At 41.6% G+C, this 24,562-nt stretch carries 6 protein-coding genes; 3 read left to right on the plus strand and 3 right to left on the minus strand.

Translation table 11 applies throughout. The features are described from left to right. Positions 1–38: 38 nt before the first annotated feature. Positions 39–18,650, minus strand: coding sequence for a malectin domain-containing carbohydrate-binding protein (locus IWC72_RS02755; RefSeq protein WP_194528740.1), 18,612 nt, complete (start codon positions 18,648–18,650; stop codon positions 39–41). A gap of 678 nt (positions 18,651–19,328) precedes the next feature. On the opposite strand from IWC72_RS02755, the gene IWC72_RS02760 reads away from it, so the two are divergent. The 3 genes from IWC72_RS02760 to IWC72_RS02770 are packed head-to-tail and all read left to right on the plus strand — an operon-like array spanning position 19,329 to position 21,621. Then, positions 19,329–19,625: a hypothetical protein gene (locus IWC72_RS02760; RefSeq protein ID WP_194524720.1), complete on the plus strand. Its 297-nt coding sequence runs from the start codon at positions 19,329–19,331 to the stop codon at positions 19,623–19,625. A gap of 55 nt (positions 19,626–19,680) precedes the next feature. Beyond that, positions 19,681–20,316, plus strand: a complete 636-nt coding sequence (locus IWC72_RS02765; RefSeq protein WP_194528741.1) for a SanA/YdcF family protein — start codon at positions 19,681–19,683, stop codon at positions 20,314–20,316. A gap of 51 nt (positions 20,317–20,367) precedes the next feature. Continuing rightward, positions 20,368–21,621: an NRAMP family divalent metal transporter gene (locus IWC72_RS02770; protein WP_194528742.1), complete on the plus strand. Its 1,254-nt coding sequence runs from the start codon at positions 20,368–20,370 to the stop codon at positions 21,619–21,621. A 7-nt stretch (positions 21,622–21,628) separates the two neighbouring features. Here IWC72_RS02770 and IWC72_RS02775 read toward each other — a convergent pair whose 3' ends face one another. Together IWC72_RS02775 and IWC72_RS02780 are read right to left on the minus strand one after the other, a co-directional pair. Next, entirely contained in the window at positions 21,629–23,566 is a 1,938-nt protein-coding gene (locus IWC72_RS02775) for an OmpA family protein (protein ID WP_194528743.1), read from the minus strand. A gap of 9 nt (positions 23,567–23,575) precedes the next feature. Further along, a complete protein-coding gene (locus IWC72_RS02780) occupies positions 23,576–24,559 on the minus strand; it encodes a PorP/SprF family type IX secretion system membrane protein (RefSeq protein WP_194524724.1) in 984 nt (327 codons plus the stop codon). Between the last annotated feature and the right edge of the window lie 3 nt (positions 24,560–24,562).

Here is a 24,562-nt window from a genome sequence, read left to right on the forward strand (position 1 = left end):
TCGCTCCACTTTTTATTCATACTAGATTTTGCTGAGGCTTATCTATGGTCTACTATTAATTTTCTATCAAAAATGTCTCCATCACTAATACCTATACGCAACAAATAAACGCCGTTTGGAAGGTTCAAAATATTAAGTGAGTACTCTCCTTCACCTGTTTTCAATTCTTGCCCTTCATACATTCCAATAAGGCGACCGGAAACATCGTGCACGTGAACCCTACTTATTTGAACTTCGGGATTCTGCAATCTTATTTTTGTTTCCACCGTAGCTGGGTTAGGATACAAATCAACTCCATTAGGAACCTTTTCGCTATAGAAGATGATATCAGCAACTGCCTCTGGCTGCATATTATCAGCAAGAACTTTTTCGTTAAAGGATTTCCCACTGCCTCCACAGTTTGATGCAGAACCTCCAAGGTCAGAAGGTACATCTCCAGTTTTGGTCAAGAACAATTTATCTAGACCTAAACCATCTTCCCTATGCCCAATTTCAATCTTATTGACTCCCTCTACAAGTTCAAAACTTCTGGGTTTGCTCAATTGTTCGTTGAGATGTACCCTATGCCATACAAATTCATCGTTGGCAGGAATACTGTTCCAACGTACCCAAGCACCATTGTTTACTCTTATCCAAAAACTATCATTAATTCCTGAAGGAGTCCGTACAAGTCCAAAAATTGCATAAGTACCTTCACTCACAGATACATTATAGGTCAATACCGCTTCCCCTATATTTCCTGATGAAGAATTAAACCCTGTAGGAGGTACAACATATTTTCCTCCCGATCTAGAGGAATCCTCTACAACAGTCCAACCAGCACCTACCACACCACATTCTGCTTCTAACCACACCTCTTCTTGAGTATCATTATTAACCGTGACCATAACATCATCAAAAGCTGTTTGACCTTCATTGTCGGTAACCGTAAGTCTCAGCACATATATACCATCAACCAAGAATACTGCATTTAATTCAGGGGTATCATTATTGTTCATAATTGCTGTATCCGGTCCTGAAACTTGAGTCCATCTGTAACTTACGTTTCCACCGTCCGGATCATAACCGTTTCCAATTATATTGATTTCATTTGCATCTAGATTAATCTCAACATCTAGCCCCGCATCTGCCACTGGGTCTTTTAGAATAACTGAACCGTTGCCTATAATTTCTATTGCAGACAATTTGGGCTCATTTTTACCATCACTACCTTGGGCATCGAATTCCAAATTCAATATACCGTCATTTACAGCGGCATTAAGGTTTTTCAGTACTACGGTTTCTGAACCTACTTCTGCGATAATATCAAAATCATCAAGCACCGTAACACCTTCTATTTGCACATCAAAAACACGTCTCCCTGCTGTTCCTGGAGTTCCCCCTTGGGCATTCCAGAAAATTTCAGCAAAATGTAGTACAATTTGATATTCACCATCTGGAACTGGAATTTCATAGGCAAAAACTGGTGGATTAGCACTTCGCTCCGTTCGATATAATTGAGGAACATTAGCACTTACATTTGTATATGACTTACCCCCTACAAAATATTCATCTGCAACAAATAATTGACTATCATGTATAATTTCTGGCCCTCCAGCATTAATCCTCAACACAAAGTCGTTTACTATAGGTTCATTTACATGAATAATGACATTATCTGTATCTGTTTCGCCTTGGGCATCCGTTACCGTTAAGCTAACGTTGTATTCACCTGGTGTAACAAAAGTATGAACCGGATTCATTTGATTTGAGTTACCGCCATCATTAAAGTTCCATGAATAAGAAACGATTTCTTCATCATCAATTGAATTACCTCCATTAAATCTTACTTCTAATGGAGCTACACCATTAAGCGGAGTAGCATTAGCAAAAGCAACCGGTGCTTCATTAACCGCTCCAACACTAAGAATCTCGATTGCGGATAGTTTCGGTTCATTTGTTCCATCAGGAGCATTGGCATCAAAGCCTAGATTTAGCATACCATCAGTAATATTTAGATCGAACGTTTTAACAATTACAGTTTCTGTTCCAGAATCGGCAATGATATCAAAATCATCTAGAATTGTACCTCCTTCCATCACGACATCAAAAACCCTTTTACCTGAAGCTCCTGGTCTTCCTCCATTGGCATTCCAAAAAATTTCGGCAAAATGTAACGTAATTTGATATTCACCATTGGCCAACGGGATTTCATATTCAAAATTAGGAGGTAATGCGCTGCGTTCTGTTTTATACAACTCAGGTACCTCGGCACTGCTATTCGTATAAGATTTACCTCCCACAAAATCACGGTCCGCCAAGTACACCTGACCGTTATGGGTCAATTGCGGCCCTCCCGCATTAATTCGTAAGGCAAAATCACCTACTACCACCGGCTCTTCGACCACCACGGTCAGGGTTTCCTGATCGGTAAGTCCTTCTGAATCCGTCACCGTTAAGCTTACAGTATACGTTCCTTCAGTATTATAAACATAAACCGGATCGGCCAGCGACGAAGTATCACCGTTTCCGAACGACCATGCGAAATTTAGGTTTTCCGCACCATCGTCATCAGTTGAATTGCTTCCTGTAAAACTCACCTCCAAAGGAGCTTCCCCGTTTAAGGGAGTAGCTGTAGCCACGGCCTCGGGTGCCTCGTTCGCTGCTTCAACGACAATAGTCACCACATCCACACCAACTTCACCTTCCTCATCAGCAACGGTAAGGGTAACATCAAAACTCCCTGCATTGGTAAATGTATGTTCAACACGGGCTCCTGCTCCATTTGCCGTTCCATCCCCAAAGTTCCAAGTATAGCTTACAATATTTTTATCATCACTAGAACCATTACCATCAAAACTCACAACCAACGGAGCCGTGCCTGTAGAGATATTGGTTACTATGGCTGCTTCCGGAACCTCATTCTGTTGTGTTTCTTCTTGAACACTTACATTCTCAAATACTGCCGTCGTGAGTTCATCATCGTTATGGGAAGTGGTGGCCAGGCCTACGAAGATAGTTTCATCCATAGGCAACACCTTCGATCCGACGAGGGTCCAATTTCCGTTCGTTTCAGAAACATATCCGGTAAAGGTATTACCCGAACGCACCAATCGTACATAGTGCGGGAAGCCTCCCGGAACCGATTGTGGCGTTGTAAAGTTAGCACTACCCATTGCAGCGCCCTTTACAGGACGATCTTGGAAACTATGTCCTACACCTCCCAAGTTGTTGGGATTTGGCGAAATAATCATTTGAGCAAGAACTGAATTGGCATCCAAATCATTCCTCATCATGACCCCTGCCTTGGCCCAGACACTGGTAGCCTCCAAACTCATTACTTGTGCAACGATTTCACCGTCACCGGTCAACTCTCTGTATACATAATGAAATTCATCTGCATTGTTCCATATATCCGCTCCTGAAGCACTCACATCATACCTACCGTTTTCAAAACAGGTTTCTCCTTCTATTTGAACAGAACCTATATCATTATTGACCCATCCTTCAGGTAATCCACAAGGAACAACGATATCGTCTTTACTTACTATCTCAATACCTGATAGTTTAGGCTGATCAACACCATTGGCACCACCTGCATCAAAATGCATATTTAAAATGCCGTCTTGCACTATAACATCAAAGGTCCTCACAACAGGAGTTTCAGAACCTGACACTAGGGTTATATCAAAATTAGTTAGTACTTCATTTTCTTCTAAGGAAACATCAAAAACACGTTTGCCAGTACCCCCTGCTCCACCACCTGTGGCTCCCCAATAAATTTCGGCAAAGTGCAACGTAACTTTATAAGTACCATTATCCAAAGGAATATTATAGTCAAAAATAGGTGGTGTAGCACTACGCTCAGTTTGATATAACTCAGGGACCAATGCATTTGTATTTTCGTATACTTTACCACCAACGAAGCTCTGATCCTGTTCAAAAGTTTCCCCTTGATAAACAAGTTCTGGACCACCCACATTGATTCTCAAGGCAAAGTCTGACATTACAGGCGCCTCAGCTTCTACCTGAACCGTAATTACATCTTCCAAATTACCCTCATCGGTAACCGTTAAGGAAGCGTCATAAACACCCGCCAAGGCATAAGAATGATTAGCAACAGCAGTGGTAGCCGTATTTCCATCACCAAAATTCCAGAGATAGCTTAGCAATCCTTCAGAATCACTAGACGCACTACCGTCAAAATTAAACGATAAGGAGTTGGCCCCGTTCAACGGTGTAACCGTAGCTATAGCGTTTGGCGCCGTATTAGGTGGTGCCGAAACTGTAATTGTCGTTGATGCCGTTCCTATTAAATTCTCATCATCTATAACGGTAAGAACCACGGTATAACTACCTGTAGACGTAAACGTATGACTTGTATCCGCATCGGTATTTATTGGCGAACCATCACCAAAATTCCACTCATATCGTAACGTAGCCGGGTTTTCATCAGTTGACCCGCTACCAACAAACTCAACATACAAGGCTACTTCTCCTACTTGTACACTTTCTTGAAGAAGCGCTACCGGAGCTTGATTCTCAGGGGTAACCGTTATGGAAACCGTGGCCGTAGCCGAAAGTCCCGTTTCATCTTCAATTGTGTACTCAAAACTATCAGAACCAACATAGCCTACATCAGGTGTATACAAAACAGAGAGCCCATCTTCTTGAAGCACGGCTTCACCTTTTTGAGGTGTATCTACGGTAACAATCGTAATGAGCTGACCATTAGGTTCCGTATCGTTTGCCAGCAAGTCTTCTATAAGCATGGCCATATCTTGAGTGGTTTCTACCTCATCATCTACTGCAACCGGAGCTTCGTTAATTGAGACTGTCAAAGTCGTAGTTGCTGTAAGACCATTGATATCGACCGCGTTAAACACTACCGGCACACTACCCGTAGCATCTATAGGAGCTGTACCCGACACTGTAGCGGAGTGGTTGTCATAAGTCATCCAAGCTGGAAGGCTTCCTCCGTTTACCGTAGCTGTTACGGTCAACTCATTACCCGCATATCCTTTGTCAAAATACGAAGCGATATCTATATTGAATTCCTCCCCTACATTGGCCAAGTACTCTTGATCGGGCTGTGCCGTTGGTACGGCTTGAGGCCGGATGTTTATGAAATAAAAAGTATTATCGTTCCAATCACAATTTGCCGATCCCGCACCACAACCGTTCTGCACAAAATCCTGTAAAACAATATATTCGTTTGGAACAATGTTCCCATTATGATCAATTACCTTATAAACCCTAGCACCTAACAAGTCAGGTCTACGCCCTGAAATGTTGTTTCCACCGGTTGTCAAATAATTGGCTACGGCAATTCTAAAGGGCTCGGAAACCACATTACTTGTATCAAAATTGATAACCCCTGAATTATTCTTTGGTAGCAAGGTCTGGTAATTGCTTCCCGTATGGGAAAAACTAATTCCTCCAACAGTTTCCGTACCGTCTACCTCTACAAATCTAGCTCCGTTTGAGCCCGTACCGTGTAAGGCCGATAATTGAATACCGATGACCGGTTGATTTGGATCTGCTTGAACAAAAGCATCACTTAAAATAAGATCTCCTTCATAACCCGCTTCTATATTTGCCTCTAAAGGAAAATTAGAACTTGGTCTATAGGTAAGATTATTGGGCGGAGTAATAGTTCCCGAATCATTTACTATACTCAGCATACTAGATTGAAAACCAAAAGCATCAAACACCTCTTGTGCATGGATTTCATCCCCTCCCTCTGGCTGGGGCGCATACCCACCGTGAAGCACAGCTTTGTTATTCAACGCATTGTCCGCATTGGAAACAATTTCAATATCTTCTACAAAAATACCATTATTACCATTTCCGGTAGTAGCTATAAATGTGATATCTACATCTGCATAACCTCCCGTTGGAATTATAATAGGTAATTGCACTGGACTCCCATTGGAATCAAGTAACTCAAAAGTATAGTCGTTGGCGTCGGAGATATTTACTTCGGTTACGATTAAATCACCCGTACCAGTATTATTCAAGCGCATGACATTTGTATCATGAAATTGAGCGGAGCCAGATGTACCCAACCGGTAGAACGTATAATAATCATCGGCTGGAAACCCTCTCTCCGTACCAGGTACCTTGGTCATATTCTCTATGGCCAACAAAGCTCCTGTTGGGGTTTCTATGGTAAAATTAAACGTTTTAACAGAACTGTTGCCATTGTTATCCTCAGCTGTCACTACAAGAGTATGGGCTCCTTCGTCGGTTAAATCGAATGCATCAATATAATTTTCTACCGTACCTCCATCCAGAACATATTCTATAAAGGCTATTCCTCCACTTCCGCTTTCATCGGTAGCCTCTAGAGCAATATTTACCGCTCCCCTAAACACATCGGGAGCTCTTTCATTTCCATTGAATGTCGCCAAAATAGTTGGTGGCAACAAGGAGCTGTCAACAGGGGCCAATCGAATAGAGCTCACCTTGGCGTTATCTCCGGTGGGAGCCAAAGACAATCGCAGCAAACCATCGGTTACCTCTACCTGCTTGGTATTTTGCAAACTATCAAAATTTTCGGGAACGATACTTGCTTGATCATAATCCACTACAACAACTCCATTTACATCTAAGACATGGTTGCTATCCGCATAATCAGGATCACCCGCAACACTAATGTTTACAGAATATATACCATTAGGTACCTCTACTATCCAATCGCGAAGCGGATAGGTATTGGCCGACCTATGGCCTACAATGGAAAAGGTTTTTACCAAGGCATCATCATCAGTACCCGTATTTCTATTCCTTGCATTGGCGGCGGCATCGGCCGGAGTAAGCGTACCCGGCTCTACCCATCCATAGTTTAGATTTCCAAGAACTGTATTTTGTGTTCCGTAAGGCAAACCAACATCATTAATATACCCCTCAGGGGACACCTCTAATTCATCTGGGTCCTGAAAATTGAACTGATAGGTATAAACCAACTCATTAGTAACTTCCAAGGCTATTTGCACCGTAGCTCCTTCATAGTTTACTGCCGAAGCACTAATCGTGGCCTCATACGAGCCAATGGACAAACCTGAAATATCCACACCTACCTCAAATGGTGTACCCATTTCAAAGTTTTCAGGAAGAACAACCCATTCTTCGGTACTTTCCAAGTTTATTTCTGTTGCGGTTATACCGCCATTGCCACTTAAAATTAATGATTGCTCTGGTATATTCTCTTGATTGATTGACGCAAAGAAACTCATATCCTCCTTATCAAAATCTAAGGCTAGTACGCCACTTTCGAACGGAATTACATTATCAATGATAAACATATAATCTTGATAATCGCCATTGGAGGCATCCTCAAAAGCTATGAGGTAGCTATTTTCAACAGCATTTCCTTCTCTATCATTTACAGGATATATCCTAACCCTATGGGCCACTCCTCCTGTGTTAATTGCATCTTCGGTATAATTGAACCTACCGAAGGATTGCGATTCCACATAAAAGCCGAATACCGCACCTTGGGGATCAAAGGTGTCGGTACCTGAGGCAATGGGGGGAAATAGGGTCTGTGCATTTGCTATATCATCTGCTAGCACCCCTACCTCATGGGTGACCAAAGTTCCATCGTTGGTATACCAGCCGAAAGGCAATTCTTCCCTTGGAGAATAACGTCCAACAGGAGTAACCTTAACGGGTTGCTCGGATGCCTTTACCCATCTTTCCACTTCGACTTCATCACCTACAGGAGAAGGATCCGTTGAACTGGACAAGGATGTCCACCCTACCGAAATACCGATTCCCAAAACATCGACAACATCTTGCAAGGCAGGTTCCTGACCTCCTTCAAAACCAGCTTTTTTCAAAGCATTTAAACTAATAGAAAAAGTAGGGTTGTCACTATCGTTACTTTCTATAATAAGCTCAGCATCTTGATATCCTATATTGGAACCATCTAAAACTGGTGCATAGGTAACAGTAAAAGTATGAGTTGCCCCTGGACCTATGGATATCATACCAGATGGATCTACAGGTTCAAATTGGTTTGCAAAGGCACCGGTTATAGTTGCAGAGGTAATTTGTAATGCTTCGTTGCCATTATTGCTAACCTCAACAGTATTTGTATCAGTTGTTTCACCTTCTCCGTTCGTTGTGATTTCAAATATAATATCATCTGGTGTTGCTACTATTGATGGGCCAGTTGTTGCTGGCGTTCCTGCTCTTAACAAGGTTAATCTAGAAGTACCATTATTATCACGATCATATTCAGAAATATAAATATTACCCGTAAGAGGGTCTTCCACCACATCCAATGGATCATCAAAACCACTAAGCCCAGGAATACTACTGTAGGCTTCGGCAATATCCCCGCTTGATTTAGGGTCTAATACCAACAAGTCGTCCTGTCCGCTAAAACGGACTACCATAAGAAGACCTTGTAATTTCCCTTCAAAAGCATCACTCTTATATTCTATGGCCCCATTGGGCGATTTGTTCTTTCCAAAATCAAATGCAGGTTCGCGATAATTTGGATCTGGTGCCAAATCATCAGGGTATTTGCCCACATCTGTATAAGAAGCTTCTACCTGACCCGGCAACCCACTGTATGAAATACCACCGTGGTTCAATACGAACTCTCCCCTGTAAGGATTGGGATGACCGTGATACGACCCGCCTTTGGTCTTGAACAACCAGTCTTTTTGTGTTTCCCCTCCCAGTAATTTTGGAACATTAGGAATTGAGGTCAACCCATCAATACGTCTTGCCAATGTATAATCCGAAGTTGAAGGCGAATTGGGCGAACTATTATTGTTGCCCGCAGTTCCGTTGGTAGGCACATATAACCAACCATTGGAATGCCATACCAGATCATAGGCATTACGAATACCTGATGCAAATATTGTTAATGGTGAATTGGTAGCATAGGGATTGTAGGTAGCATCACTCATTTGCAAATTACCATTTGGCGCTGTATTTATTACCGAAATATCATCCGTAGTATAAACACTTAAGGGAAGACTATTTGGTAATTTATCTAACTCCAACTTTAAAATAGCAGCAGCCAAAAGTCTTTCGGGCCTATTGCCCCAATTACCATCTGGACTACCCCCTGCCGAGTTACTCCCTTGCGTAATATAAAGATCTCCTTGATCATCAAAAGCTATACTGTTAGTTAAATGATCGTTTACAGATCTAGGTAAATGGATAACAAGGTCTTCTACTGTAGACAAATCCGGACCTGTCAAACGCGATAGCTTACCATCCCATTCCGGACCGCCCGAAATAGAGGCCTTACTATGGGTTACATAGGCAATTAAATTATCGGCAGTAGATGCGGGGTCAAATGCCAGACCAATAATCAATCTATCATCGTTACCCCCTGCATTGGTTTCTGGATGAAGGGAACCTTGTAACGGTGGGTTTAATATTTCCAAATTACTCAAAGTTCCGTCCAAAGCCATTTCCCATCTATAAATTTGGCCATCTGAATTAAAGTTACCAATAGTACTTGCGTAAAGCTTACCATCAGGTCCGATTACCAAACTTGAAAAACGTTGATTATCAACACCAGGACCTAAATTGGTTACACCTGACACCTTGGTGAATTCAACCCCTGTTAAATCCCGTATAGGCGTGCTTCCATCATCAAGTTCTCCCGTTTCAAATGTAGATTCAAAAGCACGGAAAGGTATTCTATCATTTAAATCGCCCCTTCGGTTTGCCTCTATGTCACTAGTAAGCACAAAGCGATAGGTCGTAAATTCCTTTAAATCTTGTATCGGAGTCAACGTAATGGCATCTCCCCCTCCTGTATCATTGGAGTTGGAAGGCACAAAGACATCTCCGCCCGCAGTAACCTCAAATAAGTTGATATTGCCCGCCAGGGTGTTATTATCTATCTCATAATCGTCAGGAACTATAACCTCAACGTTGATCTGAAAATCTTCAATTCTCACATCGTTGGTGTTATCAGCGGGATTAACGTTAGCGAAATACGGCTGAACAATACCACTGCCTTGAGTAACTTCCAAAGAATTGATCTTTGTATTGAAGCCACCGGAAGCATCTATTGTGAGCCTACCATCAGTAACTGTGACGCTTGCCACTCCCGAGGAGAACCGTGTAGACGCCCCTTCAGCACCCGTTGGCGAATACTGGTTTACCGCATTTATACCTTCAACGTTTATGGTATGAAAAGGTTCCGTACCCGCTTGACCATCAACAGTAGGATCACCTACCCCTACGGCAACCGTGTAATTCCCGTTGGGTATTTCTATTTCCCAAATTCCCTCTTGCCCCTCAGGTTTTACATTTTGATACTGCATATGCACTAGGGTATTCCGTAAAATATCAACGCCACCGACCTCTCTATTACGAACTCTTTCGGAGAGGTCCAAGCCCGTTGTACCGTCAGTAGCCAACCAACCGTAGCTATATCCATTACCACGATCGGCATAGGCCAAACCGGAATCTACCAGATATCCTAAGGGCGGTACGTCTTCGGGAAGCGAAAAATTGATCTTAACCGGATTAAAGGCCACCACATCATCGGAAACTATCCTAAAATGTTCGAAAGTATGATTTACATTGGCCGTGGCCTCCCTTCGCTTTGTATTGAAGATACCGGCGAAAGACAAGTCATCATAAGAAGAATTCCCGGTAACAAAAGCCAAGGGCAGCGGCAAGGAACCAACTTCAACCTCGCTTCCACCGTTCAAGGTGTAATATCCAACAAGTAGGTTGTTATCAATATCCACGAATAACCTTAGACCTACGTTACTTGTATGTAAATCTGTAATACCATTGGCTTTTAAGGATTGTGAAATTGGGGAAAGACCATCCAATTCGGACAGTAACTCTACCCTATTTCCATTGGAAGCCACCAACTTAACATAGTTATCTTCATTAAGACCGAACCACAATCCTGCTTGCTCGGAATTATTGGAACCATCGCTATACGGATTTACCAGAGAAGTCTCTATGCTAAAGCTCTCGTAGCTATCTACGTCTACAGCAACTCCCAAGGTATTAATTTGCGAGTTTACATCCGTGCTTGTTCCTGCACCCGGACCATTTCGCAGATAGGCGATACCATTAGCCGCATTTAGAACCAGATTGCCATTGGACAAGCTTATCCTACCGGGTTCATACCCCGGAACATTTGTATTGAAAACTGGGCCATCTACCGCCAGTCTTGCTGAAGGATTATCAACCATAGTAAAACCTGTATTGGCCAACCCTCCTTCGGTTCCGTCAAAATCCAAAGAGAAAGGCAAGCTCACTTCAAGCTCTTCACACTCCAAAACACTTATAGGGGAACAAACTAGGCTAGGTGCATCATCAAAGGGTTGGATATTTCGGACAATGACCACAATATCTTGATAGTCAAACCCGGAAATATGTTCCTCCGTAGCGATAATATAGGCGTTCTCTTCCCCAGGAAGTTCGTATACCCGCACGTGATGCGGAATAGCATTTGCAAATGTATTGAGAGCATCTTCACTAAATAAATGTCGGTCACCAAAAAATGGCCATCTACTATAGAAACCAAAACTTACGGCTCCCGGATCAAACTCAGTTGCCCCTACAATAGGAGCGTTAAGTGTCTGTCCGTTACTAGCGGGGCTATTGGAAACTGTAAACAATTCTGACGTAGTATTCGCATCGCCACTAACATACCATCCAAATGCCACTACCGGAGTGGTATTTGTAGGACCGTATACACTTAACAATTCAACCGTAACCGGTGCATCAACAGCCCTTTCAAATTTTTGAACGGCCACTTCATCACCTAATATATTATTATAACCGCTGCCATTTGGTAAATTGATAAGGTTGGTCATCGGATCGGTATCTCCCACATTTATGGCGCCATCGCCCAAATGGGTATCCAATATCCACTGCAATGAAGGCTCATTATTTCCTCCCAGTCCCGTTTTACCCAGACCGTTCAATGACACGACTACGGGTTCGGCATTGGTGCCCGTCAAGGTCAATTCTGCCGATTTAGGTCCGTTGGAGGTAGGTGTAAATACGATTTGAAAAGAAGCCGAATTCTGGGCATTTATCGAAGTTGGTATACCGACAATAGAAAACTGATCTTGGTCCGCCCCTGAAATTTGAGCCTGGACATCCACCAAACTGGCATTTCCCAAATTGGAAAGCAAAATCTCGCTCGTGAATGATCCCGAATTGGAAATAGCATCACCTGTTACCTTTTCCGTATCCAAAACAATAAGTGGTGTAGGCGAAGCCTGATTGCTAGGTTTGAGCAATACGATTTGGCTTCTTCCATAGTCCGACACATAAATATTTCCGTTGGTGGTATCCTCTACTAAATCTAGTGGATCTTGAAAACCTGTAAACCCCGGTATTCCCTCCTTAAAGGTCATTATATCCCCTCCTGATCCGTCGGGCACCAAGGCGATGATATCACTTCCCCCACTATACTGAACGACCAATAAGGCTCCTTTTAAGTTTCCGTTTTCGGCATTACTCCGATATTCAATAACCCCGTTGGGAGATTTATTCAATTCAAAATCAAAAGCCGCTCCCCTATAGTTTTCGTCTGGTTGCACCCCGTCATAAGCTGATTTACTTACATCGGCATCTCCACGATTTAACACAAACTCTCCTCGATAGGGATTAGGATGCCCGTAATACCCCATATCAGTATCGGGGTCAATCCTGAACAACCAATCCCGCTGTACATTGTTTCCGTCCGAAAAAGGAACAACAGGGTACAAAGGATTGCTATGGTCATATATTGTACCATCCGGTCTTCTTGTCCCGTTAATAGATGCCGGGGCATTACTGCCACCAGCCGTTCCATTAGTTGGCACGTATAATTGTCCGTTGGAATGCCAAACCAAATCATAGGCATTACGAATACCTGTAGCGAACAACGTTAAAGGGGCATTGATATAATATGGATTGTACAATCCGTCCAAAGTTGGAGAATTCACATCTGCTGCATTAATTGCCATAGCATTTCTTGTAGTACGCACATTAAGTGGTAAGGTACTTGGTAAAAGAGAGAGATCCAATCTTAGGGTAGCGGCCGTCAATAAGCTCTCCTCCCTATTGCCCCATGAACCATCCGGTTTGCCAGCCGCACTGTTACTTCCTTGATTAAAATAGATTACATTGGGTTCACCTGGCCTAAAGGTTAGACTATTCGTCAAATGATCTTTAGTAGACCTAGGTAATTCGGTCACCAATAATTCTTCGTTTTCAAGATTGGCGCCAGTGAGTTTTGAAATTTTCCCATCCCAGTCCGGAGCACTGTTTAAACCTCCTGAATTATGGGAAACATATGCAATCAGATTAGACGAAGTAGCCGAAGGATCAAAGACAAGCCCCACGGAAGTCCTACTTCCTCCATAAGCATTTTTCCAAGTGGTAAGTACTTCTTCACCGGACAGAGTCCCGTCCGAATCAATATTCCATCGGTGAATATCTCCAGAGATTTTTAATCCGTACAGCTTATCATCTGGACCAATGGTAAGGGTGGAATATTTTCCGTTTGAACCCACAATTCCCGCATTGGTAAATGAAACGTTATCCAAATCCGTAACCGGCCCTGTATTTCCATCACCTGTAGTAAATGAAGAAGTAAAAAATTCAAACGGCTCCCCTACCAAGTCCAACACCCCATCAATTTCAAATACATAAACTGTATTGGCCTCTAAAGGAAGATTTGGAACCAAATTAACGGCATCTCCACCACCGGTTCCATTTACACTGGCCCCAATTTGTGCAGTACTTCCCTGCTTAAACAAACGTACAGTAGTATTGGTGATGGTCGTATTATCAACCCCTGCATTACCATTGGTATCAGAGTTTGGCAAGAAAAGATTATTGGCGGAAACACTGCTGTTAACCGACACCCCTGTAGCTCCATCAGGTGGAGATATTGCGACTACCTTTGGAGTCTGTATACCTACGGAAGCAGCTACGATTTGTACACTATTAATTTTTGTGTTCTTACCAGATTCCCCTAAAGGATCAAGAGTCAATCTATTATCACTTACATTAACTATGGCGCTTTCCGATGTAAATCGGGAACTTGCACCGGCCGTACCCGTAGGCACATAGTCGTTCACCAAGGTCACCCCTTCCGCATTTATCCTATGGGCAGGAGTATTGGCTGCGGGAGTATCAACATCGGGGTCACCTACGAAAACCGTTACCAAATAATCACCGTTCGGCACTTCAATTTCCCATTTGGCATCGGCCAGGTAACCATTGGAAGCATTGGAAGAAACATCCCCATACTGCATGTGGACCAGGGTATTATTTAATTCACTTACTCCTGAAACGGCCCTATTTCTTCCATTTTTGGATAAATCAGCGGGCTGCGATGTATTTGCATCCAACCACCCATATACAAAACCGTTGTCCCTATCCGCATAAGCATCACCACCGTCTTTTTCATAACCAGCCGGAGCTGCTGTAGCTTGATCCGAAAAATTAATATTTACCGAAAAATTATTTACCGCTTCGGTAATTTCTAAGTTGATAGTCATTTCTGCATTGACATAGCCTATGTCAGGTAGGTCGCTAGCAAAGATTGTAGTACCATAAGAACCTACCGGAATATCCGAACGAACTCCAAATTCTATTTCGCCCAGTACCGGTTCAGTAGGCAAAATCAACCATGATTCCGAATCAGGGTCATCAGAAAGTACAAAAGTAGGATTACCTGAGCTGGCGGAAACGGTAACACTCTGCGTAGCGATATCGGAGCCCTGTTCCCCGCTAAAATTCAACTCATTGATATCGAAGGAAAGGACTAAGGGCTCTGGCTCCCCTTCTACGGCAAAATCCTTGAACAGGGCCGTAATGCTTTGGTCTACATCCGCTCTTCTGTGCGTGGTGAATATACCGGTAAAGTTCAATAGCTGTGCCGGATTTTCGGTATCGTAGGTACTTCCTGAAAAATAACTGGCCGGTACGGATAAACTACTCGTTCCGCCTTGGGAGACCAAGACTTCGGTTCCCCCATCAAGCGAATAATACCCCGAAACCGTATTATTTACGGGATCAAATTCCATACGCAGATTAATATCACCCGTATTTGAGGCCAAATTACCTGTATTCAATTCAAAATAAGCCGTTTGGGAGGAAGTCCCATCCATGTTCTCTAAATGTAGCTGAACTTTCCTAGTTGTATTCCCCGTTTTTGCGACCGCTAATTTTACGATATGATCCTCATCAAGCCCATACCAAATACCCGCCTGTTGCGAATTAGTTCCGGCACTAACCGAAAAATCCGGATTCTCAAGAGTTGTAGATACACTAAATACGGTTGAAGGCACTGGTAACCCAACTCCCAAGGCATTCATTTGTGAATTGGTCTCCGTACTACTGGGTGTACCCTGAGAAGGCAACTGACTGTAAAAAATACCCTTGGTGCTTGTTATTGAAAGTCCCGAAGCATCTCGTACTACAAGACTGGGAGCGTATCCCGGTATATTTTCATCTGCGATGGCATCATCTGAAGCCAACCTGGCACTAGGCTCTAAAACCGTGGTAAAACCTGAATCCGATAGCTTTCCATTCGTTGTCGTGAAATCTAGAGATAAGGGTAGTGAAGTTTCTAATTGATCACAGGGCAATGCACTTAATGGGCTACAAGGTTGAACTTCAACCAGATCGTCAACATTGATAGTGATTTGGGCAGAAACCGCATTCACACCATCCCCTACCTGTACCATAAGTATGTACTGAGGCACAGTTTCGGCATCTAAAGGAATTAAAGTAGTTAGTTCCCCACTATTAGGATCTATAGCAAAGGTCCCGTCATCGTTCCCTGAAGTAATAGCGTACGTTAATGGGTCTGAATCAACATCCGATGCCTGTACATAACCTATAGAAGTTCCCACTGAAACGTCCTCCGCTATACCGAATATCTGATCCTCCACAACAGGAGCTGCGTTCAACACTTCGGTTACGACCACGTCGTAATCTGAAGCAAGGCGTACACCTCCAATTTTGGCATCATTAGTACCAACAGAACTAATAAATAAACGATCAATTTTTGGAGTTCCTACAACAGTATGAGATCCTGCAGAAGTCCATACTGTCTGAGTTAAATCTAGTTTTGGATCTATAGTCCATGAATAACTAATGGCTCCGATTCCATCCCATTCGCCTTTTACCACAAACTGGAATGTCTTATCAGAATCTACGAGTATATTTCCGTTATCGGAAGCAGGACCGCCCAATCCTATTCTTGCTATAAGACCACCGCTGCCATTGCTAGCTACTTGTTCTCTTACCCATTGATCTCCGACCACATCATCTGCGATGCGAATAGCCGTACGGACCCTATTGCTTACGCTACCCACTTTAAAATAGGTGCTAAAATAAAATGGCTGATCGGCCTCCAATGTTACTGGAGCATCAGTTAAAGAAATCAAATCGTGGGTATGTGGACCATTGGAAAAATCAAGGGAATTGTTGAGATTAGGGCTGATGGCCTCGTCCAAAACCGGAATAGCCACATCACCGGGCTTCTCCTTGAGCCATTGCGTGGGTGCCACCTCATGTAAGTTACCCAAAGCATAGGCATCAAAATCATCTAAAAAGGAAAATGATGAAGGCGCAACCGACGTAACCGTCAAGTCTATATCCAATACGGCCGGAACAAAACCCTTTGCCGTAGCAATAACCTGTACATTTCGGGCATCCCCTACTACGAGGAAAGTTCCGTCCATAGTAAATTCATATGATCCGATATCACTTTTTTCGGGAAGGGTAAGCCAACCATTACTAGTGGTTTCGTCAACATTATCATTAATTGCCAAACCAATATCAACGGCACCTGCACCGGCCAACTCGGCGACAAAGCTTATGCTTTCCCCCGCCTCTATGGTTTGGTCGGCTGTAGCCGGAGTAAAGGCCAATATTCCGTTTACGGGGCTTGCGGTAGTTTCCACCACATCGATATGCGTGATTTTGGAGTTAAACCCACCTGTTCCGTCAATTGTCAACAGTCCATCGGATACCTGTAACACCATAGTGGAAGTACGTACTTCCTGCTCAGCGGGAACAAAAGCGGAAATAATGGAGTAACCTTCAACAGTAGCACTGTGCCGGCTATCGGTATTCCCCTCGGACTTATCCCCAAGTCCTATGGTTACCTCATAGACCCCATTGGGAATTTCCATTTCCCAGAACAGTTCGTTCTTTCGAGCCTGGGCGTTGCCCCAACCTGAAATATTATCCCCTTGAAAATGGACCAGGGTCCCTTCCAATTTTTCCTGAAGTGGAGCCGCATTATAATTCGATATATTACCTAGGCGCATACGACCGACCCCTGTAGAGTTGCCCGCAACTTCCTCCGAAGCATCAAAAGGATTACCTGAAACGGCCAATTTCCAACCATAGTTATAGCTATTCCCATTCAGGGCCACGGCAGCATTACCAAAGGCTTTTCCATAGTCGGCCGAATACCCGGTTGGAGGAATTGTCACGCTAGGGTTATCCTGAAAATTGATATGAGCCTCAAAGGGAAGTTCTTCCTTAAGCACTATCACCGACCAATCTTGGGTCGTAACGCCATCTTCCGCCGTAACGGTATAGGTAACCGGACCATTACTGAAATCAACGAGCACTCCGGATGCCGGAGTACTATTGGCCCCTGAAGAAACTGTAATCTGCGGAGCCAAGGCCGTTAGGTCAGAAGTATTATCCACTTCTATGTTTATAGTATGTGCTTCGGTATCTATAAGCGAAGCCCCTGTTTCGTCTAAGAGTACAAAAGTTGAAATGTCCGTTTCCGTATTGGCAAAGATGATTTCATTAACAGAAAAATCGTTATACGAAACCACCATGTTTCCAGAGGTCGCCCTTCTCGTGGAGGTCATGATTCCCGCATAGGTCAAAGCCGCGCTTGCACCATCGTTATCATGGTCGACCCCTGCAAAAAATGAAGTCGGTGCCGTCATAAAATCGTCCACCCCCGTTACTTGAAGCATTTCACCCCCGTCTAAACTGTAATAGCCCCTTACCGAGTTATCGGAAGGGTCGACAACGAGTTTGAACCCTATAGAAGATACCGTACTGGCCGCAAAGGCCGAAGTATTGAATTCTGACAGGATCAAATTAACTGAATTTACAGGGTCGGTCTGCTCTAGGAGCATCTGTATTTTTTGCTCGGTAGCAGAGCTTTTTACGACTACCAATTTTACAAAATTGTCTTCATTTAGCCCCAACCATATACCCGCTTGTTGTGATTTATTACCTGCCGTAGCGGTAAAATCGGGTTGATCTATGGTAGCGGAGACCTCTATTACATTACTTCCTATGGGGAATCCGGTACCAAGGGCATTCATTTGAGAGTTGGTCAAGGTACTCTGAGGAGAACCTGTTGTTTGACTATAGTTTATACCGTTGGTAGCGGTAATATTTAGAGAACCTCCAGAAACTGATAGATTAGCCGCTAAAAGACCAGGAACATCTGAATTTGCCCCTAGATCATCGGAACTTAACCTTAAAGAAGGGGGGGCAACCATAGTAAAGCCCGTTGAGAGCATGCCTTCATCCGTTCCATTAAAACTAAGGTTGACAGGAAGTGCAGATACAATTTCGTTACAGTTCAACGTACTAATGGGCACACATGGTGTTTGTCCGAAAGTAAAATTGGTAAAGAGAACTAATGTGGTTAGGAAGGTAATTTTTTTCATAAGCTAATGTGCTAGGGTTGTCTGGCATTAATAATTCGATTAAAAAACAGGAAAGAATCTAGTAAATGGGGGAGAGAATTGGGCAGAAGTATTCTGCCCACAAAAATAACGGGGGAGATGTTCGGGGGAAGAAATAAGAGTAAACTGTACTGTTTGGAAATGACAAAGACGTCATTCCATACACTTGGTTTGGCTTGTTTCATTTTTAATAGGTTGGTTTGGTCAAACTAGCTACTAAAATCCAAGCTTAAATAGTAAAGAAAGAGTAAGAATGTGTGGGGTTAATTCTTATTAAACCTAAGAGATTAATTCCAATTCAACCACCTCTGGAATTTAAAATGGCTGATTTACCCAATTTATCGATGAAATACACTTAATTAGTAATTAAAAACACAAAAATGACAATTAAAACATAATAAATATAAATATCATCACTTATATTGTTAATTAACAATCAATTATTCAACTCCACAAAGCAACCACTAAACCTTACCATTCTCTGTATGTAGAATAGAAAAAAACTCGTATTTTTTGATATACAACCTAAAAAAAACATGCCGATTATCGAAAAATCTTGTGTAACTATATATTATTCACGTTACTTTATACACCTCGAAATCATATCACTAACCTAGCAAAACACTATTCGGTTTCTGTTTTGCATAAAATCACAATCATATGGCCTCGAATTTTACGCAAACATTAGTCAATAATCAAAATCCCAAATTGACTCATCCTTCGCAAAAACTAGTAGAAAAACTTAATCAATTAAAACAACGGTTTCAATCTTCGTACTACGGCAATTCAGACGGGAGGAAATATGAAAAAGCACGTAACTTTAATATACGATTGAGTAATATCCTATTTGAAGCGAACCAAATGGCAACAAAACTAGAATTGGTACCACAACGTGGCTACCTTTCTATGAATTCAGAAATCCAAAAGTTGGAAAAAGAGTTAAATGAGCTTATTTAATAGAAGGCAGTTGCATACTTCCTTTTACTTATATTTATAGCCAGTTACTAATTATATGAGAAAAAGGTACTATAAAATTAGCGGAATATTTTTGGTTGCCCTTATTCTCTTTATACTAGTATGTGATTATATAATTAGTTCATCTGCAGATGGCAAGACTTTTTCTACAACCAGCGAAATTGCTAAAAACAGAGTGGGGTTAGTACTTGGAACTTCAAAAAAACTGATTGGAGGCCTACCCAACCCTTACTACACGTATCGTATAAAAGCGACACTAGATTTGTTCAAAGCTAAAAAAATAGATTTTGTCTTGGTGAGTGGTGACAACGGCACACGTTATTACAACGAACCAAATACGTTTAAAAAAGACCTTATAGCTGGCGGCATACCTGCCGATAAAATTTTTCTGGATTTTGCCGGATTCAGGACTCTAGATTCTATGGTTAGAGCCAAAGAAGTTTTTGGGCTTCAGAGCGTTACGGTCATTTCACAAGAGTTTCACAACCAAAGAGCTATTTACTTAGCCGAAAAAAAGGGTTTAAAGGCTATTGGCTACAACGCAACGGGCATTAGTGGCAAAGAAGGTCTAAAAGTTCAACTACGGGAATATCTAGCGCGAGTTAAGGTTTTTCTTGATTTACTTTTCAACACTCAACCCAAGTTTTTTGGCGAACGTGTTGAAATAAAATAAACTTCCTTTTCATTTAAAAAACCTATTTTGGTTGCCTAAATTCATTTTAAGGTGTCAAAATTAAAAGTGCTTCTAAAAAATCTTGGCCCAGGCCTACTTTTCGCCAGCATGGCTATAGGCACATCTCACTTGGTCCTCTCAACCAAAGCCGGTGCTCAATATGGTTGGCTCATGGCCATCCCTATCCTTTTGGCTAATATATTTAAGTATCCGTTTTTTGAGTTTGGCGTACGCTATACCAACGTTACCGGAAAAACCCTTACAGAGGGCTATCTTAACCGAGGTAGAGGTTATCTATGGTTTTATGCAATTATCACCCTAATCACCACTTTTACTATTCTAGCGGCCTTGTATACGGTAACTGCAGGCCTGTTCATCAACCTTTTTCAGGTACCCGAAATTTATATCAATTACATCTCACTAGCTCTTTTTGCTTTTATAAGTCTCCTGCTGATTATTGGTAAATACCGCTTCATGGAAGTTTCTTTGAAATTTGTGGTTTCTATATTATTCTTGGCCTTACTAGTTACTACGGTAGTTGTTATTTTTAAAGGGCCCGTAGAAAAAGTAGCAGACTTTACTTCCCCTACTATTTTTGATAGTATGGGCATCTTATTTCTTATTAGTTTAATGGGGTGGATGCCCACAACCGTGGAAGCTTCTAGTTGGGTGAGTTTATGGAGTGTTGAAAAATGGAAAACACAACCTAAACCTTCATTACGCGAATCTCTACAAGAATTTAAGGTTGGGTACTTTACAACTTCTCTTCTAGCGATTTTCTTTCTTACCATTGGCTGTATGACACTCTATGGCACAAATACCACATTAAGCGGAAATGCCATAACATTCGCAGACCAAATTGTACAGTTATTCACTACACATATAGGTCCTTGGGCATATATTCTTATCGCCGTTGCAGCATTTGCCACTATGTTCAGCACGTGTATGACAGCTCATGATGCCCTAGCACGAGTGAGCCTGGATATTATTGACCTTTTATTTTCCGATTTAAAACTTTCGGGCAATAAAAGTATTTTCGCAATTGGCGTGTTAGTTTTGGCCGGTGTGAATTTCACAGTTGTTAGTGTCTTCAAATCTAACATGGGCCAATTGGTTGCCCTAGCTACATTTGTATCTTTTGTAGTGGCCCCCATCGTAGGCTATATGAACCTTAAAAATGTAATGAGCGATGAAATTCCAGATGCAGACAAACCAAAGAGACCGCTGCAAGCTTTGACCTATTTGGGCATCCTATTTCTAGCCCTTTTTTCGGTATATTATTTTTGGATGGTAGTATTTAAATAAATGTTATTTACTTATTAATCTCATCATAATTATCAATTACAAATAGAGTTCTTAAGTTTTGTTTGTGTAGAAAATCAAGACAATACACTCCGTTAGTACAGTTATTTACAATCTTTTCTTCTCCGTACCCTACTACTTTATTTATATTGGCATCAGGAACTCCATTTGTCAATAAATAATCCTTAATAGCCATTGACCGTTTCTCTGAAATTCGTTTGTTAGAGCTGCTTCCCCCCTTACTATCCGTATGGGTTTCTATGGATATTTTAAGTTTAGGAAATTTCTTGATAGCATCTACTACTTTATCCAGTTCAGAAGTCATTGCAATCGTTACGTTGCTTCTTCCCGTTTCAAAAAAGAATGTATTTAAATCAAGTACTTTCTTACCCTCTTTTTCTTCAACAATATCACCAAAAGACACTAATTCAACCAGTGCCGGTGCTTTTAGCAATTCTTCCAATTCTTTGGGATTGTAACTTTGTTTAAAAGTAGAATACCCCTCTTTTACGATTTCCATGGAAACTACATCTGTATAGGGTATTTCTACTTGATAGGTACCATCTGCTTTCGTCATCATTTCACTCAAGACGTTACCATCAATATCAAATACCTTTACCTCAACATCTGAAATAGGAGTATCGTATGGAGGTTTCACAACAGTTCCCTTAAATATTAGTGTACGCGGACCTGGTTTGCTCGCTATTTTGAAACCATAAATATCATCATTACCCTTACCTCCTGGTCTATTTGAAGAAAAATACCCCATTAATTCATGGCCTTCACCGGGGCGAATAATAAACCCGAATTCATCATATTTTGAATTGATTCCTTCTCCTAAATTCACAGGAATACTCAAGGTATTGTCCGGTTGCATGTTACTACGATAAACATCCATACCGCCTAGGCCGTAAAAAACATCGGAAGAAAAGAAAAGACTATTATCATATACAAACGGCGCTATCTCGTTTCCTGGCGTATTGATTCTAGGTCCCATATTGATGGGTTCTGACATCACCTGCCCATTATTGGTCACTACATAATATAAATCTGTACCTCCATAGCTGTCATCAAAATTAGCCGCAAAATATAACCGCTCGCTCGCTTCGTCATAAAAAGGATAATAAAACGAAGTACTTAAATCTTTTAGTAAGAATCTAAAAAGACCTCCTTCATATGCCATACCAATGGACAGTGCATTCTTCCCTTTTTCATCAAAAGCTAGGTTTTTACCATTAGCATTGGAAAGCACATAGTAGGTACCTCCGTTAGTGCTAGAGTAATACGGAGTAGATTTATGGTAAGGCGAATCAGGAACTCCTTTATAAACATTAACATTGTTTATGTTTCCTCCCTTTTCAATATCAGCTTCGTAAATATCTAAATACGACTCCCCAGAAGGCCCATAAATACGTTTTGATTTATTCTTTCTTCCACTACTGAATAACAACTTATCATCATGAAAAGCAGGTGAAAAATCCGAAAACTCACTATTTCCGTTAAGTGTAAAAATAAAGAACCCAGCGGATTCGGTTTCTGTTTTATCCAATAATAGATAATTAAATCCAGCGTTCTCTACCAATTCACTTTCCAGTATATTACTCTTAGATTTCAGAAAGGCCTTAACTCTTTCTTGCTCTGAAATTTTAGCCAAACTCTGCAACATCTTGTTAAAACGATGGGCAGACATAATGGTATCGTTCTTATTGATATCAAGATATAACTTAGAGGCCTTATTGTATTCACCGGTCTTAAAGTAAGAATCCGCTAAATTCAGGAGTTGGTGATTGGTAATAAACTTACCCTGTTGCATTTGCTTATTATACTCAACAATAGCATCATCATAAGCGTAGCTATAAAATAACTTATCACCTTTGGATGTCATTTCTTGACCGAAAGACGGTGCTACAACCCATATAAAAAGTAATATGAAGATTCTGAATTTCATAGTCTAATATTAGAAAAATCTTGGCGTATCTATTTGTTTTGGCTTCCCTTTCAAGCTCTTATTACTTCCGCTTGAACCATCTCCTCTACCTAAATAAAACTTAAGAATTACTTCATGCGAACCACTACTGAATTCTCCTAACGGATTCGTGTTGTAATCATACGAGTATCCAACAAAACTGCCATTGGTTATGTGAAAACCTACCAAACCGCTAACCGCACTTCCTAACCGATACGATGCCCCCATGGTAAACTTATCGTTAAACATAAAGTTAGCACTAAGGTTAGTATTTACCGGTGAACCATTAATGTAATTAATTAAAAATGCTGGTTTAAATTTCAAGGTTTCTGAGACATCAAAAACATAGCCCCCTATAAAATTGAACTGCATTTTATCTTCTATAATCGTGGCTACATCATCATTATAAATTCCATCCGTTAAAAAGTTAGGAATAGACGCCCCTAAATACCAGATATCGTCTTCATACAAAAACAAACCCGCTCCAATAGTAGGGTAGAATTTTGAAATAGTCTCACGTCCTAAGATAGGCTCTCCAGGATTTTCAAACGTACCTTTTGAAAAATCTACATTTAAAAATGAACCACCAGCATCCATACCAAATGAAAGTTTTGTATTGTCCGAAACATTAAACTGATATGAATAGGCCAATTCTACATACGTCTGAGTTGACGGCCCCAATTGGTCGCTAATTATGTTAAAGCCCATACCCGTCATCTCATTTGAAAAAGGTATGTTCGTACCCAAACGAATGGTGCGTGGCGAACCATCTACATCTAGCCATTGTGCACGATATGCAGCAGCTATTTCAGGATTCTGAACCGAACCTACGTAACCGGGGTTAAAACTACCAATATTGTACATATACTGTGTATACTGCGGTTCTTTTTGAGCAAAACCATTTGCCGAAATGAACAATACACCTATAAGCAAACAGATGTAACCGTAAAAGGATTTTAGTGTTCTATACTGCATTAT

This window comes from Zobellia roscoffensis, from assembly GCF_015330165.1.
Classification (GTDB): Bacteria; Bacteroidota; Bacteroidia; order Flavobacteriales; family Flavobacteriaceae; genus Zobellia; species Zobellia roscoffensis.